Here is a 16810-nt window from a genome sequence, read left to right as displayed (position 1 = left end):
CTAGAACAGCGAGGTCTGGGAGATGCGCGATCACGCGCCGCACCGTTTTTTCGATGGCCTTGAGTCGCAAATCCCCATATGCCCGGACGTTCGGCCACAGAACGCGCGCGCCTAGTCTGAACTCAGTTGTCAGAAGTAGAAGAGGGAGACTCATGAAGGCTGTCGATTCGCACCTGCTCAAGCTGCTGAAGAAAAGTAGCCAGTTCGTGGTACCGATCTATCAGCGTCTCTACTCCTGGCAGGAGTCGGAATGCGAGCAACTCTGGGACGACATCTCCCGCGCCGGCTCGACAGAACAGCTGGGGTCGCATTTCACAGGGTCGATCGTCTACGTCGCCAAGGCGCAGTCGACGAACACCTCGGCTGAGCCGGATCTCATCATCGACGGGCAGCAGCGGGTCACGACTGTGACCCTGATTCTGGCGGCGCTAGCCGCGCATCTCGAGAAGCTTCCCGAGGCGCAGCGCGAGCCAGTCGATGGCTTTTCCGCGAAGAAGATCCGCAATAGGTTCCTCCTCAACGCCGACGAGGAGGGGGATCGACAATTTAAGTTGATCCTTTCACAGGCAGACAAAGACGCCTTGATAGCGATCCTGCAGGGTGTCGCGCCTACGAGGAACAGCATCAGCCGGGTCACCGAGAACTACGCGTTTTTCGTCGCGAAGCTCGCCAATCCCCAAGTGGACCTCAAAGCCCTTTGTCAAGGTCTGGACAAACTCGTAGTGGTGGACGTAACTCTCGAGCGAGGTAGGGACAACCCACAACTGGTATTCGAGGCGATGAACTCGACAGGCAAGAAGCTCTCTCAGGCCGACCTGATAAGGAACTACGTGCTGATGGACTTGCCGCCCAAGCAGCAGGAACAGCTGTACTCGGCGTACTGGCGACCAATGGAAGTGGAGTTCATCGGAGCTGCGGAGAACCAGTTCGATGTGTTCGTCAGACAGTATCTGACCCTCAAGACCGGCGAGATTCCGCGTCTTGACGGGATTTACGACGCTTTCAAGACGCACGCAGTGTCTCGTGTATTGGATGGGGAGACCATAGAGTCGCTCGTGATCGAGCTCCGAGACTACGCACGCCGGTACTGTGCGATGACGCTCGGCAAGGAGCCTGACGATGAGCTGCAGGCAGCGTTCTTAGATCTCGACCAGGTCAAAGCTGACGTCGTTTATCCGTTTCTTCTCGAGGCCTACACGGACTACGACCTCGCGATCTTGCGCGTTGAGGATTTCAGGGAGATTGTCTCCGTGGTGACTTCCTACATCTTCCGTCGTGCGGTCTGCCACATCCCCACCAACTCACTCAACAAGACGTTCGCGACCTTCAGCGCTGCCGTGCGCAAGGAACGCTACCTCGAGAGCGTCAAAGCGCAGTTTATGGTACTGAAGAGCTACCGCCGGTTCCCGTCAGACCCTGAGTTTTTCGAAGCGCTGCAGGTCACAGACTTGTACAACTTCCGACGCCGCTCATACTTCCTGCGTAAGCTCGAGAACTTCGGGCGTAAAGAGCAAGTGACGATCGAGAACTACACGATCGAGCACATCCTGCCCCAGAATGACGAGCTTTCAAAGGAATGGCGTGCAGCTCTCGGAGAGGACTGGGAGTATGTCCAAGGCCTCTACCTGCACACGCTTGGAAACCTCACTCTCACCGGATACAACTCCGAGTACTCAGACCACCCGTTCCCGAAGAAACGCGACATGGAGGGTGGCTTCAAACACAGTCCTCTGCGGCTGAACCAAGGACTAGGTCAGCTCGACGAATGGGGTGCAGCCCAGATCGAGGATCGTGCGGCGCGCCTCGCGGGTGATGCGATGAAGATCTGGATGAGGCCGGAACTCCCTGCTGGGGTCATTGCCGAGTTCGAGCGCACGCGGACTGCATCGGAGTTCACGATCAAAGACCATCCGTACCTGATGCAGGCAGATCGACGTGATCTTTTCGAGCGCTTCAGCTCAGAAGTGCAGTCGTTGGACCCTAGTGTCACGCAGCAATACCTCAAGCTGTATGTTGCGTTCAAGGCGGAGACGAACTTCGTCGACGTCATCCCGCAGAAGTCCCGCATGCTCTTGAGCCTTAGCATTCCCTTCGAGGCGCTGCGAGACGAACGGAAACTGGCTCGAGACGTCTCAGGTACAGGCCGATGGGGCAACGGAATGGTTGAGGTGGGGCTCAACGAGGACTCAGACCTCAACTACGTCGTGGGGCTTGTGCGGCAAGCACTCGAGTTCCAGCTCGGCGATGAGTAGTGATCCACGGAATCGGCCGAAGAGTAGCGCCGCTGTTCACATTGGTTCGTTCGATTGGCAACACCATGCCTCATGAATTCGAGGATCCAGAGACGAACCGATTTCCCCCGACCCCGCGGCGGAGGGTTGACATCAGTGTGCTGGGACCTCAGCTCAAGGTCTTCACAGGAAAGAAATGTGTGTGACATCGGTACAGGAGCTCTTCACGCATTCGGGAGCAGTATACGCGGGTGCCGTGAAGTGGGGGAGCGAGGTCCCGCTTACGAAACCCGGTGTGTACGTCGTGTCGACGACACAAAATCCAGATGACGCTAACGGCTTGGAGGCCTGCCCTCTGGATGCGGGAAGTGTCGCCGCGTTACTCGAGCGGCACCCTGGAGCGATGATCAACGGCCAGGTGACCGATCTCCTGAACCTCGTGGAACGCCTCCAGCTGATGTGGCCGGTGGGGGAGCCAGTCGTTTACATCGGACTCGCAGGCGGATCCGTTCGAGCTCGGGTCGCACAGTTCTATTCGACGCCGATCGGCGCGCGAGCGCCCCATGCTGGGGGCTGGCCGGTGAAGATGCTGGAGCCACAACGGCTCTGGGTGCACTACGGCCAGACGATGAATCCCGATGCAGCTGAGACCACAATGGTGGACTACTTCGTACACGGGATACCAGCGGAGGCCCGACAAGCCCTGGTCGATCCGGACGCTCCGCTACCGTTCGCCAACCTAAGATTCCCGGCAGGGCGAAAGAAACGGCACGGATTGGACGGTGTGAAGACCACCAGGTCGAAACCACAGCCCCCCGTGAGCACGCGACCCCGGATTCCTCAGCCGCCTCAGGCCAGCGTCGCTCCCCTGGAGAGGACAAACCCCATGTCGCCTGCCGCAGAACGCCGACGCACGCAGAATGTGACCGATGCGGACCTGCGGGGTGGTCGAATCCGCATCCCGAGAAGTGCGAAGTCGGTCCTTCCTGCCGAGAAGACGCGAATACGCATCGTGATCGGAGGAGAGGCGGCAACCGTGTTGTGGGATCCGCGAACAAGCGGTGCGCAGGAGCGCTCCGGGGTCATCCGCGTTGGTCGCAACCTGCTCACGCGTCACGTGGTCGCTGGAGACCCGCGCGAGATCGAATGTATGTCGGACGGTAGTTTCCTAGTTTCCTAGTTTCCTGATCAGACTCGCGAAGTCCCTTTATCCGCCCTGCGGCAGTTCGTGCGACTGGCGTTAAAGAACATGAGCCGCCGCGGTCGGTAGCTGACGCCATCGGCCTACACCCGTATCTTGGCGAGCTTCGCCTCAGCACCGCATGGCTCCCGTACGCGCAGCACAGCGCCACTCGAGACCAGAGCAACCGGCGCAGACCGCCACGAAGTGCCTTCAGCAGGCGAGAAAGGGTAGAGCGCTTGCGGGGCCCGAAGCGACAGTTGCGAAGACCCCGCATGAGGGGACAAAAGGAAGGCAGATCCGCGAACTGTGTGCTCACAGGCCCGGTCGCCGTCTGCAATTTGCTTTACCTCGCGAGCGTTCGCAGCATAAGAGTCGCGGAGCGAACCTCGTTCGGCTCAAGCGCAAGCTGCGTTGCACAGACAAACACAGCAGCTTCTTGGCCGAGGACGGCGAGGACTCCTGCTGCTGAGTTCGGCGAGGGTGACGCCTGACCGCTGGCTAGAAACGGGCCCTGTGGATAACTTCTGCGGCGTTGGCGAGTCTTGGTCATGCTGTGGCCGTGAGCATCGCGGTAAGCACTATCACTGACCGAATCCGTCGTCGTGTCCTGTTGGAGGGCATCGACCTCGGGGGCGATCGCGCGCGGGCCGCCGACATCGCGCGCGAGGAGGTGCGGGGGTACGCGGAGGAAGCGCTGGGCTCGTCGCTGCCGCTGGTCCACGATGAGGAGTCCACGACACGTGAGGTGCTGGCCCGGGTGACCGGCTTCGGTGCGCTCCAGCCCTACCTCGACGATCCGGAGATCGAGGAGATCTGGATCAACGCACCCAGCCGGGTCTTCGTTGCTCGCGGCGGTGTACCCGAGCTCACGTCGACGGTCGTCCCGGAGACCGACCTGCGCGATCTCATCGAGAGGATGCTCCAGTCGAGCGGCCGACGAGTCGACCTGTCCTCGCCCTTCGTGGATGCCTCGCTGCCGAACGGCGAGCGGCTGCATGTGGCCGTTCCCGAGGTGACCAGGCGCTACCCGTCCGTGAACATTCGCAAGTTCTCGCGCCGCATCCGAGACCTCTCCCATCTCGTCGAGCGCGAGGCGCTCACCGCGCAGGCAGCGGAGTTCCTGCAGCTCGCGGTGCTCGCCGGCTGCAACATCCTCGTCTCGGGCGCGACCCACACCGGCAAGACCACCATGATCAACGCGCTCCTCTCCTCGGTGCGCAGCGAAGAACGCATCGTTACGGTCGAGGAGACCTTCGAGCTCGATCTCGTCGCCCGTGACGTCGTGGCGCTGCAGTGCCGGCAGGCGAGCCTCGAGGGCACCGGTGAGATCACGCTGCGCCGCCTCATCAAGGAAGCCCTGCGCATGAGACCAGACTGGCTCGTGGTCGGCGAAGTGCGGGAAGCGGAGAGCCTCGACCTCCTGATCGCCCTCAACAGCGGAATGCCCGGAATTTCCAGCATCCACGCGAACACGGCGAGGGATGCGCTCGTCAAGCTCTCCACCTTGCCGCTCCTCGCGGGACGCAACATCGACAGCGCGTTCGTGGTGCCCACCGTGGCCAGCTGCATCGACCTCGTCGTGCACCTCGAGATGACAGCCTCCGGAACACGACACGTGGGGGAGATCCTCGCCCCGACCGGAACGGTGACCGGTCAGGTCATCGAGGCGGCCACCCTCTTCAACCGTGGACGCGCGCAACTCGAATCGACCGGATCCCCTCCGCCGCGAACCGCGAAGTTCGAGGCGCACGGCTTGGATGCTGCGCGTGTCCTTCGGCGGTCCCTGTGACCGTTCTGCTGGCGCTGGTGATGGGGGCGGGAGTCTCGATCATCGTGAGCGCGAGGTTGTGGCCGCAGAGCAGCGAGCGACGCGACCGGCACCTGTCCAAGGTTGCCGACTTCGAGGCGGATCTCAGGCGGGCCGGGTTCGAGCGGGTGCCCATCGGCGTGTTCGCGGGTGCTGCCTTCGCGCTCGGGCTCGCGTTGGGTGCTGTGGCGCTCGCTCTCACGGGAGTGGTCGCTGTTGCCCTCATCGCTCTTGTCGGTGGCTCGGTGGCTCCGGTCACGATCGTGCGGGTGCGGTCCGTGCAGCGGCGAAACCGGAACCGGCTCGTGTGGCCGGACGTGGTCGATCACCTGGTGGCGTCCATCCGTTCCGGTGTGGCCCTGCCCGAGGGGGTCGCGGGGCTGGCCGAATCGGGGCCGGCGGTGCTGCGGGAGGACTTCGCCGCATATACCCGCCAGTACCGCCTGACGGGCAGCTTCCGCGTGGCTCTCGACGAGCTGAAGGAGCGGCTCGCCGACCCGACCGCGGACCGCATCCTCGAGACGCTTCGCATGTCCAGAGACGTCGGCGGATCGGAACTCCCCACGGTGCTCAAAAGCCTCGGCAGCTACCTGCGAGAAGAGCAGGCCGTGCGCCACGAAGTCGAAGCCAAGCAGTCCTGGGTCATGAACGCCGCCAAACTCGGCTCGGCCGCACCCTGGATCGTCCTGCTCATGCTGGGAACCAGGCCCGAGGCGGCGAGCGCCTTCAACAGCCTCGAGGGCGCGATCGTGATCCTCATCGGCCTGGGCGTGACCGTAGCCGCCTACCTGCTCATGCTCCGCATCGCGAAACTCAAAGACGACCGCAGGTGGTTCGCATGAACGAGACACTCGGCTGGGCCGTGCTCTGCGGGCTCGGTCTCGGAATCGGCCTCTGGACGCTGCTCGCCGCCGTCCCACGCCTCTCCAAGCCGAACCTCGCGGAGCGTCTCGCCCCGCACCTCCTGGACATCTCGGCGGCTGCGCGAGCCGACGTGCAGAAGACCGCGAGCGATCCGCTCCCCGTCCTCGGCACGCTCGCCGCCCCATTCGCAGCGAGAGGCAGGGCCCTCCTCGATGAAGTGCTCGGCGGCAGCGACCGCATCACCGCGCAGCTGCGCCAATCGGGCTCCACGACCAGGCTCGAACGGTTCAGAGCCGAACAGCTCACCTGGGGACTCGTCGGGGCTGGCCTGGGCCTGAGCGCCGGTCTCTTGCTCGGCGCGACCCGCGGAATTCCGGTCCTCGCCCAGATCCTCCTGCCTCTCCTCCTCGGCTGCGTCGGCATCTTCCTCCGCGACCGGGCCCTCGGACGCGCCGCGCAGCGCCGTCACCGACGCATCGCCAGCGAGTTCCCCACCGTGGTCGAGTTCCTCTCCCTCAGCCTCTCGGCAGGTGAGGGCATCTTCGACAGCCTGAAGCGCGTCGCCAGCGTGAGCACCGGCGAGCTCGCGAAGGAGTTCGCTCGGGTCGTCCACCACGTCAACACCGGCGTCTCGCTGTCCGACGCGCTCCACGAGATGACCAGGGGCGTCCGCTACCTGCCGCTCGACCGCTGCGTCGAGCACATGATCTCCGCACTCGAACGTGGGGCGCCGCTCGTCGAAGTGCTCCGCGCGCAAGCAAGCGACGCACGGGAACTCGGCAAACGCGACCTCCTGGAATCCGCCGGCCGGAAAGAAGTCCAGATGCTCGTCCCACTCATCTTCCTCATTCTCCCCACGACCATCTTGTTCGCCCTCTATCCAGCCGTCTTCGTGCTCCGCACGAGCTTCTGACCGCCACCCGAAAGGCACACCATGCAGTTCCTGCACGCACTCCGAACCCGAGCCAGCTCCGAACGCGGCGACGTCCCCGGCTGGGTCCTCATCACGATCATGTCTGCGGGACTGGTGATCCTCCTCTGGACCGTCGCCGGCGACCTCCTCGTCGACGTCTTCCAGAACGCCATCAGCCGCGTCAGTGACTTCAGCTAACCGCGCTCACTCGCGCGGCGTGATGCGCGACGAGACCGGCTCGGCAGTCGCCGAATGGGTCATGGTGTCGGCGATGCTGCTCCTCCTCACGCTCACCGTCCTGCAGGTCGGCTTCGCCCAGCACGTTCGCACCACGCTCATGGACGCCGCGGGGGAAGGCGCGAGGCACGCCGGGCTCTTCGGCGGCGGCCTCGAAGCGGGGGAGACCCGAGCGGCAGGCCTCATCACGGTCGCCATCGGTGCTGGCTACGCGCAGGACGTGACGGCCACGGCAACCGAGACCGACGGATCACCGACCATCGCGGTCACCGTGCGGTCACCGCTGCCGCTGATCGGCCTGCTCGGCCTCCCCGACGCGCTGGAGGTGACCGGACATGCGCCGACAGAGACGCTCGAGACTGAGTGACGATCGGGGCTCGGCCTCCCTCGAATTCCTGACGCTCGGCACGCTGCTCATCGTGCCGCTCGCCTACCTCATGCTGACGCTGTCCTCGCTCCAAGGTGCGAGCATCGCCGCCGAGTCTGCGGCACGCAACGCGGCGAGACTGCTCGCAGCGGACCCTGCCGCAGCCGACACCCAGGCCCTTGCCGAGGCCACGATCGCACTTGCGGCCGCCGACCACGGATTCGACGCGAAGCTCGTCGAGCAGACGGTGGAGTGCCGTGGCCCGGACCCCAGCTGCACCGCCCCCGGCTCGGTGCTCGCGGTCACTGTCATGATCGCCGTGCCGTTACCGTTCGCAGCCAGCCTCACCGGCGCGGCGGCGCCGCTCTCGGTCCCGACAAGCGCAACCTCCTCGTTCGCCGTCACGCGCTTCGGCCTGTCCACATGATCGGGATGCGCGCGCGAGCACGAGCGGGCCTGCGCTGGACGCGCGGGGAGCGCGGCAGCGTCCTCCCGCTCATCCTCGTCTTCCTCATGATCGGACTCACCGCCGCCTACGTGCTCGTCGCGGCCACTTCGCTGTCCATCGAGCGCAAGCGCCTCCTCACGATCGCCGACGCCGTCGCGCTCTCCGCATCCGAGAGCTTCTCCGCCGCCGACGTGGTCTTCAGCGACGGGGAACTCCAACCGGTCCTCAACCAGACCCGAGTGGAGGACCGCGCCCTCGCGACCCTCGATGACCTCTCCGCGGCGCGCACCGACAGCATCACGCTGGACTCCGCGACTGCACCCGACGGTGTCACCGCGCACATCGTCATCACCGGCGCATGGTCGCCACCCCTCGCCCACGCGCTCCTCCCGACAGGACTTCGGATCACCGTCTCCAGCGACGCCAGAGTCGTGCTGAGCTGACACGATGCGCGCCGGACAGCACCGCCCAGCCCCGACGGCTAGTCTTGGGGGATCATGATCAACCTTGACCTCGCCTCGGAGATCACTGCCCTGCGCAGCACCTTCGGAGACATCAGCGCCGTGCTCAACCCCGACAAGCTCCGCGCGAAGGTGGTGGAGCTCGAGGCCGAAGCGTCCGTCCCGGACCTCTGGAACGACACGGACAACGCGCAGAGGGTCACCTCCGCCCTCAGCCACGCTCAGTCGGACCTCAAGCGCCTCGACGAGATCGAGCAGCGCCTCGACGACCTCGAAGTGCTCGCGCAGATGGCCGTCGAGATGGAAGACGAGGACACGGCCGAGGAAGCCCGAGCCGAGCTCAAGTCGATCACCAAGGTCATCGGCAACCTCGAAGTGCAGACCCTCCTCGACGGCGAGTTCGACCCCCGCCCCGCCGTCATCACCATCCGCGCCGGCGCCGGCGGCGTCGACGCCTCCGACTTCGCAGAGATGCTCCTTCGCATGTACCTCCGCTGGGCGGAGCAGCACAGCTACAAGGTCTCCGTCCTCGACACGAGCTACGCAGAGCAGGCGGGCATCAAGTCGGCCACCATCGAGATCGACAGCCCGTACGCCTTCGGCACACTCTCCGTCGAGGCCGGCACGCATCGCCTCGTGCGCATGAGCCCCTTCAACTCCGCAGGCAGCCGAGAGACGAGCTTCGCCGCCGTCGAGGTCGTGCCGCTCATCGAGCAGACCGAGTCGATCGAGATCCCAGACAACGACATGCGCGTGGACGTGTTCCGCTCGTCCGGCCCCGGTGGCCAGTCCGTCAACACGACCGACTCCGCCGTCCGCATCACGCACCTGCCCACCGGCATCGTCGTGAGCTGCCAGAACGAGAAGAGCCAGATCCAGAACCGCGCCGCAGCGCTCCGCGTCCTCCAGTCGCGCCTTCTCCTGCTCCGCCGCGAGGAGGAGAACGCACAGAAGAAGGAGCTCGCCGGCAACATCACCGCCAGCTGGGGTGACCAGATGCGGTCCTACGTCCTCGCCCCCTACAAGATGGTGAAGGACCTCCGCAGCCAGCACGAGACCGGCAACACCGACAAGGTCTTCGACGGCGACATCGACGCCTTCATCGCCGCCGGCATCCGCTGGCGCAAGCGCGGCGAGGCCGACGCCGCCTAGCTCGGGTCGCCGACCACCGCGTCTGACCACTTCTGCATGTCGCGCCGGGCTGACGCCAGTCCGGTGCCTACCCTGTTAGCGCCATGATCAGATTCGATAACGTCGCCAAGGTCTACCCTGGCACCGCCGCCCCCGCACTCGACGACATCACCTTCGAGGTGCTGCGCGGCGAGTTCGTGTTCCTCGTCGGTCCCTCGGGCTCCGGCAAGTCCAGCGTCCTCCGCCTCATCCTCCGAGAAGACGCACCCAGCAGAGGCCAGGTGCACGTGCTCGGCCAGGACCTGCGGCGCATCTCCAACCGCAAGGTGCCGTACTACCGGCGCAGCATCGGCATGGTGTTCCAGGACTTCCGCCTCCTCGCCGGGAAGACCGTCTTCGAGAACGTCGCCTACGCGCTCGAAGCGCTCGGCAAGTCGCGCGGGCACGTCGCGAAGGCGGTCCCCGACGTCCTCAAGACCGTCGGCCTCGGCGACAAGGCCAACCGGTTCCCGCACGAGCTCTCCGGCGGTGAACAGCAGCGAGTCGCGATCGCGCGCGCCGTCGTCAACAAGCCGGACATCCTCCTCGCGGACGAGCCGACCGGAAACCTCGACCCCGTCACGAGCCGCGGCATCATGCGCCTCCTCGCGCGCATCAACGCCAACGGCACGACCGTCGTCATGGCCACCCACGACGTGTCCATCGTCGACGAGGAACGCAGGCGCGTCATCGAGCTCGACGGCGGCATCATCATGCGCGACGAGTCGGACGGCGTCTACCAGCCCGGGATCGTCCCCCTCACCGAAGCCGAGACGGCAGCCGCCAACCAGCTCGAGCAGGACGACGAAGCCGAAGTCGAATCACAGGCACCCACATCCATCGCCGACTCGATCGCCTCCCGCGTCGCCGGCGAATCGACCACGAAGAACACTGGAGACGTCAAATGATCGGCCGCGTATTCGCCGAGATGTGGCAGGGGCTGCGCCGCAACTCGAGCATGGTCATCTCCGTCGTGCTCGTCACCTTCGTCTCCCTGACGTTCGTCGGCGCCGGAATCCTCATGCAGCAGCAGATCAGCAGCATGAAGTCGTTCTGGTACGACCGCGCCCAGGTCTCGGTCGACCTGTGCTCCTCCGTCTCGAGCGCCCCCAACTGCGCCGGTGGGCAGGCCAGCGAGTCGCAGCGCGAGGCCGTCGAGGCGGCCCTCCAAGGTGCCGTGCTCACGCCGTACATCAACGAGTACGTCTTCGAGGACCAGGACCAGGCCTACGCGAACTTCCAGCAGCAGTTCGCCGGTGACCCGATCGTCTCCTTCGTCGAGCCCGAGTACCTCTCCGAGAGCTTCCTCATCACGCTGACCGACCCTGACCAGGCCGACATCATCATCCAGCAGCTCGAGGGCTACGACGGGGTCGAAGCGGTCACCGACCAGCGGCAGTACCTCGAGAGCATCTTCGAGCTGCTCAACGTCGCGAGCCTCTCCGCCATCGGCATCGCCGTCGTCATGCTCGTCGCGGCCGCCCTGCTCATCGCGACCACGATCCGCCTCTCCGCCATCAGTCGCCGACGCGAGATCGGCATCATGCGCCTCGTCGGCGCCTCGAACCGCTACATCCAGGCGCCGTTCATCCTCGAGGGAATCGTGGCCGCCCTCATCGGCGCGATCCTCGCGTCGGGTGCGACGCTGGCCATCGCCCACTTCTTCGTGCAGGGCTACCTCGGACGCCAGCTGCCCTTCGTCTCCCTCATCGGAGTTCCGGAGGCGCTGCTTGCCCTCCCCGTGCTGCTCGTGGTGAGCGTGCTGCTCGCTTGGGTGTCGGCGCGCATCGCGATCAACAAGTACCTCAAGGTCTGACCCGCACGAAACCCGCAGAGTAGACCGATGGACAGCCCGTGTCGTAAGATAGCGGGCTGTCCATCGTTTGCCGTCGAGAGAGGAAGAGGCCATGCCAAAGGAGCAAGGGACAAAGCCTGTCGCGACGAACCGTCGAGCCAGGCACGACTATCTGATCGAGGACACCCTCGAAGCGGGCATCGTGCTCAACGGGACCGAGGTGAAGTCGCTGCGTCAGGGGCGTGCTTCCCTCGTCGATGGATACGCGTACATCGACCGCGGTGAGGCGTGGCTTGACGCCGTGCACATCCCCGAGTACCTCGAGGGCACCTGGAACAACCATGCCCCGCGCCGCAAGCGCAAGCTCCTGCTGCACAAGGAGCAGATCCGCAAGCTCGCGATGAAGACCAAGGAGGGCGGGTACACGCTCGTCCCGCTCACGCTGTACTTCCTGAACGGCCGGGCCAAGGTCGAGCTCGCCGTCGCCAAGGGCAAGCGCGAGTTCGACAAGCGCCACGCGCTCCGCGAGCGTCAGGACAAGCGCGAGGCCGACAGGGCCGTGGCCTCCCGCAAGTACATGGGGGAGTGACCCCCGGCGCTCCTCGAACGACGAGCTGCAACAGCGATGCGGCCCCCGATCCAGTGGATCGGGGGCCGCATCGCTGTCCGCGCTTCAGGAGGTCAGCGCACGCTCTCGACGAGCGTCGCGATCGAGCTCTCGTGCGCCGAGAGGAGCGTCTTCAGGCTGCGCGACTGCCAGCCCCGATCGCTCTGCCCGTTGGAAGAAGGATCAGCGCTCCACCAAGCCGTCTGCACGGCCGCATCAGCCGCATCGAACGAGTCGAACATCGCCGTGAACAGCGGTGCGGAGTTTGCGAAGGGCACTGCGCCGACGGTGAGGCTGAGCGTCTCCGAACGGTACGAGTCGGAAGCCGCCTGCGCCGCATCCGCTGCCTTGCCGAATTCCGTGCTGTAGCTCGTGCACACGTCGCTGAGCTCATCGAGGAAGCACTCGGACGCGGCCAGGTCGGCGATGCCGCGGTAGAAATCGACGTAGGTCGATTTGATGGAATCGGCGATCTTGGTGCCGATGTTCGGGTCGCTGTAGTCCGGGCAGCCCGTCGACACGTTGCACGGGTAGTACAGGTTGTTCCCGAGGTCGATGTTCTGGCCGTCCGGGATGGTGAAGACCGTGCTGGACAGTGCCGCGAGCTGCGTTCCGAACGTGTTGTAGATCGAGTTGTACTTCGGGAACGCCTCGCAGAACTGCTGCAGGGCGGCGACGTCGGCACTGGCCGTGTCGGCGAAGTTCGCGACGATGTCGCGTCGCTCGCTGAGCCCATCGCTCTCGGTCTGTGCCGCCTTGTACGCCTCGGAGGCGTCTGCGCCGTCTTCGACCGTCAGCGCGGGCACGGTCGAACTCGCGAGGTCGGTGATGGTCGTCTCGGCTGTCGCCACGTTCCCGCAGCGGGTCGAGAAGTCCGACATCTGCGCCGCGGACTGCGAGAAGAAGTCGGTGTTCTCGCCGAGGGATGCGGAGATCGTGACGTTCGAGGCGAGGTCGAGGTTCTCGGTCGTCCAGTCGGCGTAGTGCGCGTCGAGGTCGGTCTGGAACGCCGCCGCCAGCTCGTCGCCGCGGTTCACGTTGTTGTTGTGGATGGTCACGGGGATCGCTACGGCCGCGCCCACGAGGACAACAACTCCGATGATCGCCGGGATCAGGATGGCTGGCTTGCGGAACCAGGGCTTCTTCCGCTGGGCGCCGTTGCCGAAGTCGTTCGGGCCACCCGGTCCGCCGCCCTGGAAGCCGCCGCCTCCGTTGTCGCCGAACGCCGGCGCGCCGACAGCCTGGCCGGGTGCCTGACCCGGCGCGTAGGGGGCTGGAGTCTGATTGTCGGGCGTGCCGTTCCACGCGCCGGCCTGCTGCTGTGCGCCGTAGGCCGCGCCGAAGGCGGGCGCTGCCGCGGCCGACGCGGTGGAGCCGTACGCCGGTGCCTCGTTCGCGCCACCGTAGGCGGGCGGGACATTCGGGTCGCCGAACGCTGGCGCGTCGAAGCCGCCCTGACCGGGGCCCTGCCCCTGGCCGTCCTGGGCGGCGGGGGCGTTCCAGGCCGGTGTCTGCGTCGTCCGTGCGTCCTGGGCCTCTGGGGCAGACTGCCCCCAGACGGGAGCTGACGCCTGCTGGTCCCACGCTGCGCCGGGAGCCGCGGGGCCCTGGTCGTTCCACGCACCCTGGTCCTGGGTGGGGGACTGGTCCCAGCTCGGTGCGGCAGGCGCGCCCGAGTCGAGGATCTCCGTCTGGTTGCTGTCGCCGCGTCCGAGAACCGCCGTCTGGTTCCCCTCGCCGAAGCCGAGGACCTCGGTGCTGTTCTGCTCGGGCGGGGCCGTCTCTTCGTGCGAGGAATCCACGACACGGGTCACGGGTGCAGACGGCACGTCCTGCTCTGGGGACTGCGACCAAGTGGAGGCCGCGGGGGCCTCGTACCCGGTCGCATCCGGGGCAGGCGTGTCGGGCTGCTGCTCAGCGGGTCGGCCGAAGTGCGCGCCGAAACCCTCGTGCCCGGAGGTCGCGTCGGCGTTCCCGGACTGCTCGGTCACCTCTGGCAAGTCCTGCTGCGGTGCTTCACCCGCCTGCGTCTCCTGAGACTCGCCCCCAGACTCCGGGGCGTGTTCGTCGCCATTCTCGGGCTTCTGCCAATTCGGGCGCCCGAATCCTTCAAAGTCATTGCCGCTCATGGGGTTCAGGTTACTGGTCCTCCCGGGAATCGCCTTCAGGCTTGCCCTGAGCAGCCCAGGACGTGGATTTCTCGGCCGACTTGACGTATGTTTAGGAGCTGCCAGTTCTTCTGGCAGCTGCAACTCAACAGTGCTCATGACGTGGAACGCTGCCGAGGAGACTCGGCTCACGGGGATGATCGGTTTCGACATGACTGGTGAATCGGCGTGAAGCGGGTCGAGGATGCGGGGTTATCTCGTAAACGCCCCTCGCAAAACATAGGTGCTAACGCTAAGCGCACCGACTTCGCCCTCGCTGCTTAAGCGAGTCCGATAGTCCGTCAGCCCGGGGGAGTTCCCGCTCCGGTAGCTGGCGTCATTAAGGGAACTTGCTGTGGTGTTGTGTTTCAGGGCACCACGGGACTTGCACTGGAACTGGGCTCGTCGATCAAGGTGTCTGTCCCCATGATCGGAGCCAAGTAGAACAGTAGACAGACTGCACCCGGAGAAGCCGCGGTTTCGTAGTTGTGGACGGGGGTTCGATTCCCCCCATCTCCACGAAACCCACGTCATGAGCAACGCCCCGACTGCCAGGTCATCGACTCGGCAGCCGGGGCACTGTTGTCTCTGCGGGTGACGCCGCTCAGCTCTCCGGCCACACCCCGGAGCTGCCGCGCCTGTGGCTGCCGACCAGGTGCGTGTCCACGACGCCGATGGCTTCCATGAGCGCGAAGAGGTTGGTCGGCCCGACGAAGCTGAAGCCGCGAGCTTTGAGCTGCTTCGTGAGCCACCTGGACTCCTCGCTGCTGCTCGGGACCTCGGCAACGGTCCTCGGCCTCGGCGTGGCCTGCGGCTTCGCGCTCCAGATCAGCTCGTGCAGCGGTTCGCTCTCGCGAAGGGCGATCGTCGCGCGCGCGTTCTTGATGATCGACGAGATCTTCAGGCGGTTGCGGATGACACCTGCGTCGAGCATCAGCCGCTCGAGGTCGTCGTCACCGAACTCGGCGACGGCATCGACATCGAAGCCGCTGAACGCGGCCCGCAGGAGGGGGCGACGCTGCAGGATGAGCCGCCACGAGAGCCCGGATTGGAAGATCTCGAGGCACAGCCGTTCGAACACGCCTCGCTCGTCGGCGATCGGCATGCCCCACTCCGTGTCGTAGTAGTCCATCAGCAGCTGATCCTGGCTGGCCCAGGGCGGGCGGGCCAGCCCATCTTCGCCGATCACGAGCTCTGTCGAGGCACTCGCCGAGGGGAGCGCTGCGGTCGGCTGGGTGGATGCTGGCATGGGTCTTTCCTCTCCGGACGCGGAATCCTGCAATCTCCGCGAACCGGGACGGACGCGAACGGCACTGATCGAGAACCTGCTGTGTCGAGAACGGTACCCGGAGCCTCCGACACCCCGCCGCGCTTGTCCACAGCCAACCGAGCGGAGGAGCTAGCTCCCGGCTGGCACCTGCGAGCCGGTCAGCTCTGCGCCATCGCTGCTCGCGACCAGACAGGCGAGGTCGCGGTCTCCCTCGGCCCAGCTCGCCTCGCTCGGGACGAGGTGCAGGGCGGTGAGCCCCGCCGTGGCATCGGAGCCGAGCCCAGCAAAATCTGCGGCGCACCGCGCGTCGGCCTCGGCGGTCAGAGCCTCCTCACCGGGGAAGCCCTCGCCCAGGTCCGATGGCGTGATGGACAGCACCTGGTAGAGATGCGGGGTGTCGCAGGCCTCAGCGATCGTGGCGACCGTCTGCTCCGCGTTCGACGAGAAGCAGTCACCGGCAGACAGCTCCGTGATCGGCACCATCCGCGGAGCATCGGGCGAAGCAGCGCAGGCCGTCAGAGCGACTCCCGCGAGGAGCGCGGTCAGGATCGTTGCAGGGAATCGGTGAGCCACGCTCCCAGGCTAGCTGGCTGAGCCCGCTGCCGTGCCAGCCGTCGGCTGGCCGTCTACGGGAGTCACGATGCAGAGGACCTCGCGGTCACCGCCACCCCACGACTCCGCGCTGGGGACGATGCCGGTGTAGTTCCAGCTCGTCAGGAAGGGCTCGGCGCCGATGAAGCCGGCAAAGGCGGCCGAGCAGATGTCCTGGAGCGCAGTATCCACCGCAGCGTCGCCAGGGAAGTCAGCTCCGCCCTGCATGTCTTCCGTGTGGTACGCCTCGAAGGTGTGCAGCGAGTCGCAGTTCGGGAACAGCTCGGCGTCGTCGGCACCGGACTCGAGGTCGAAGCAGTCGCCCACCTGAAGATCTTCGATGCCGGTCATCGTTCCTGCGACCGCCGTCGGCGTGGGCGTCGCGGTCTCGCTCTCCGTCGGCGTGGTCGTCGACGACTCCGTCGCCTCCGCGGTGGACGATGTCGTGACCACCGGGTCCGAGCCGCCACCCGCGAGGGTCGTGACCAGCGTGCATCCGCTGAGCAGGAGGAGGGCGCTGAGCCCAAGGGACGCGCCTGCGGCGCTTCGTACGGCGGCGGTTCGCATCGTTGCTCCTCGTGGGGGTGTACGGGGTCCAGAGCTCCATGCCGCTCCCGGAGTCGCGACTGGACCAGTGTATTGCCGCATTCCCGAAGATCACCACTGAGGCCCAGACCAGGTGCAGCGGCCCGTGCGGTTCCGGAGAGCGGCGTAGCATG

General features: G+C 65.7%; 16 protein-coding genes and 1 other RNA gene. 13 read left to right on the top strand and 4 right to left on the bottom strand.

All coding sequences use genetic code 11. The features are described 5' to 3' along the window. The first annotated feature begins 152 nt into the window (after positions 1-152). The 12 genes from GV007_RS09980 (at position 153) to smpB (ending at position 12065) form a co-directional block, all read left to right on the top strand. Entirely contained in the window at positions 153-2252 is a 2100-nt protein-coding gene (locus GV007_RS09980) for a DUF262 and DUF1524 domain-containing protein (RefSeq protein WP_160072264.1), read from the top strand. Between the two features lie 1721 nt (positions 2253-3973). After that, complete coding sequence (locus tag GV007_RS09975; RefSeq protein WP_160072262.1) at positions 3974-5203, top strand: CpaF family protein; 1230 nt, start codon at positions 3974-3976, stop codon at positions 5201-5203. Continuing rightward, positions 5200-6063 carry a type II secretion system F family protein gene (locus GV007_RS09970; RefSeq protein ID WP_160072260.1) on the top strand — a complete coding sequence of 288 codons (864 nt, stop codon included), beginning with the start codon at positions 5200-5202 and terminating at the stop codon, positions 6061-6063. The genes GV007_RS09975 and GV007_RS09970 overlap by 4 nt, the downstream gene beginning before the upstream one ends. Then, complete coding sequence (locus GV007_RS09965; protein ID WP_160072258.1) at positions 6060-6998, top strand: type II secretion system F family protein; 939 nt, start codon at positions 6060-6062, stop codon at positions 6996-6998. Before GV007_RS09970 ends, GV007_RS09965 begins: the two co-directional genes overlap by 4 nt. Before the next feature lie 21 nt (positions 6999-7019). Continuing rightward, the gene (locus GV007_RS19045) at positions 7020-7196 is read left to right on the top strand and encodes a hypothetical protein (RefSeq protein ID WP_194678385.1); all 177 of its coding nucleotides are present in this window, start codon (positions 7020-7022) and stop codon (positions 7194-7196) included. Then, positions 7183-7602 (top strand): TadE/TadG family type IV pilus assembly protein, encoded by a 420-nt coding sequence (locus tag GV007_RS09960; RefSeq protein ID WP_236558448.1) that lies wholly within the window; start codon positions 7183-7185, stop codon positions 7600-7602. The genes GV007_RS19045 and GV007_RS09960 overlap by 14 nt, the downstream gene beginning before the upstream one ends. Next, positions 7571-8029 carry a pilus assembly protein gene (locus GV007_RS09955; protein ID WP_160072254.1) on the top strand — a complete coding sequence of 153 codons (459 nt, stop codon included), beginning with the start codon at positions 7571-7573 and terminating at the stop codon, positions 8027-8029. Before GV007_RS09960 ends, GV007_RS09955 begins: the two co-directional genes overlap by 32 nt. 5 nt (positions 8030-8034) lie before the next feature. After that, on the top strand, positions 8035-8493 hold the full coding sequence (locus GV007_RS09950; protein ID WP_160072252.1) for a hypothetical protein: 459 nt from the start codon (positions 8035-8037) through the stop codon (positions 8491-8493). Positions 8494-8547: 54 nt separating this feature from the next. Further along, positions 8548-9663 (top strand): peptide chain release factor 2, encoded by a 1116-nt coding sequence (gene prfB / locus GV007_RS09945; protein WP_160072250.1) that lies wholly within the window; start codon positions 8548-8550, stop codon positions 9661-9663. Positions 9664-9746: 83 nt separating this feature from the next. Continuing rightward, positions 9747-10589 carry a cell division ATP-binding protein FtsE gene (gene ftsE, locus GV007_RS09940; protein ID WP_160072248.1) on the top strand — a complete coding sequence of 281 codons (843 nt, stop codon included), beginning with the start codon at positions 9747-9749 and terminating at the stop codon, positions 10587-10589. Continuing rightward, a complete protein-coding gene (gene ftsX / locus GV007_RS09935) occupies positions 10586-11497 on the top strand; it encodes a permease-like cell division protein FtsX (RefSeq protein WP_160072247.1) in 912 nt (303 codons plus the stop codon). The genes ftsE and ftsX overlap by 4 nt, the downstream gene beginning before the upstream one ends. Before the next feature lie 91 nt (positions 11498-11588). Beyond that, the gene (smpB, locus tag GV007_RS09930; protein WP_104241539.1) at positions 11589-12065 is read left to right on the top strand and encodes an SsrA-binding protein SmpB; all 477 of its coding nucleotides are present in this window, start codon (positions 11589-11591) and stop codon (positions 12063-12065) included. Positions 12066-12157: 92 nt separating this feature from the next. Here the strand turns inward: smpB and GV007_RS09925 are convergent, their stop codons facing one another. Then, positions 12158-14212, bottom strand: a complete 2055-nt coding sequence (locus GV007_RS09925; RefSeq protein ID WP_160072246.1) for a hypothetical protein — start codon at positions 14210-14212, stop codon at positions 12158-12160. A gap of 171 nt (positions 14213-14383) precedes the next feature. On the opposite strand from GV007_RS09925, the gene ssrA reads away from it, so the two are divergent. Continuing rightward, positions 14384-14752: a transfer-messenger RNA gene (ssrA, locus tag GV007_RS09920) on the top strand. A gap of 82 nt (positions 14753-14834) precedes the next feature. Here the strand turns inward: ssrA and GV007_RS09915 are convergent. The 3 genes from GV007_RS09915 to GV007_RS09905 form a co-directional block, all read right to left on the bottom strand. After that, positions 14835-15479 carry a DNA-3-methyladenine glycosylase I gene (locus GV007_RS09915; RefSeq protein WP_160072245.1) on the bottom strand — a complete coding sequence of 215 codons (645 nt, stop codon included), beginning with the start codon at positions 15477-15479 and terminating at the stop codon, positions 14835-14837. Between the two features lie 150 nt (positions 15480-15629). Then, entirely contained in the window at positions 15630-16073 is a 444-nt protein-coding gene (locus tag GV007_RS09910; protein WP_160072244.1) for a septum formation family protein, read from the bottom strand. Positions 16074-16082: 9 nt separating this feature from the next. After that, positions 16083-16658, bottom strand: a complete 576-nt coding sequence (locus GV007_RS09905; RefSeq protein WP_160072243.1) for a septum formation family protein — start codon at positions 16656-16658, stop codon at positions 16083-16085. Between the last annotated feature and the right edge of the window lie 152 nt (positions 16659-16810).

Origin of the sequence: Pseudoclavibacter sp. 8L (genome assembly GCF_902506465.1) — a bacterium.
Lineage (GTDB): Bacteria > Actinomycetota > Actinomycetes > Actinomycetales > Microbacteriaceae > Pseudoclavibacter.
Note: the sequence above shows the minus strand (reverse complement) of the source record. Positions and strands in the feature narration are given on the sequence as shown.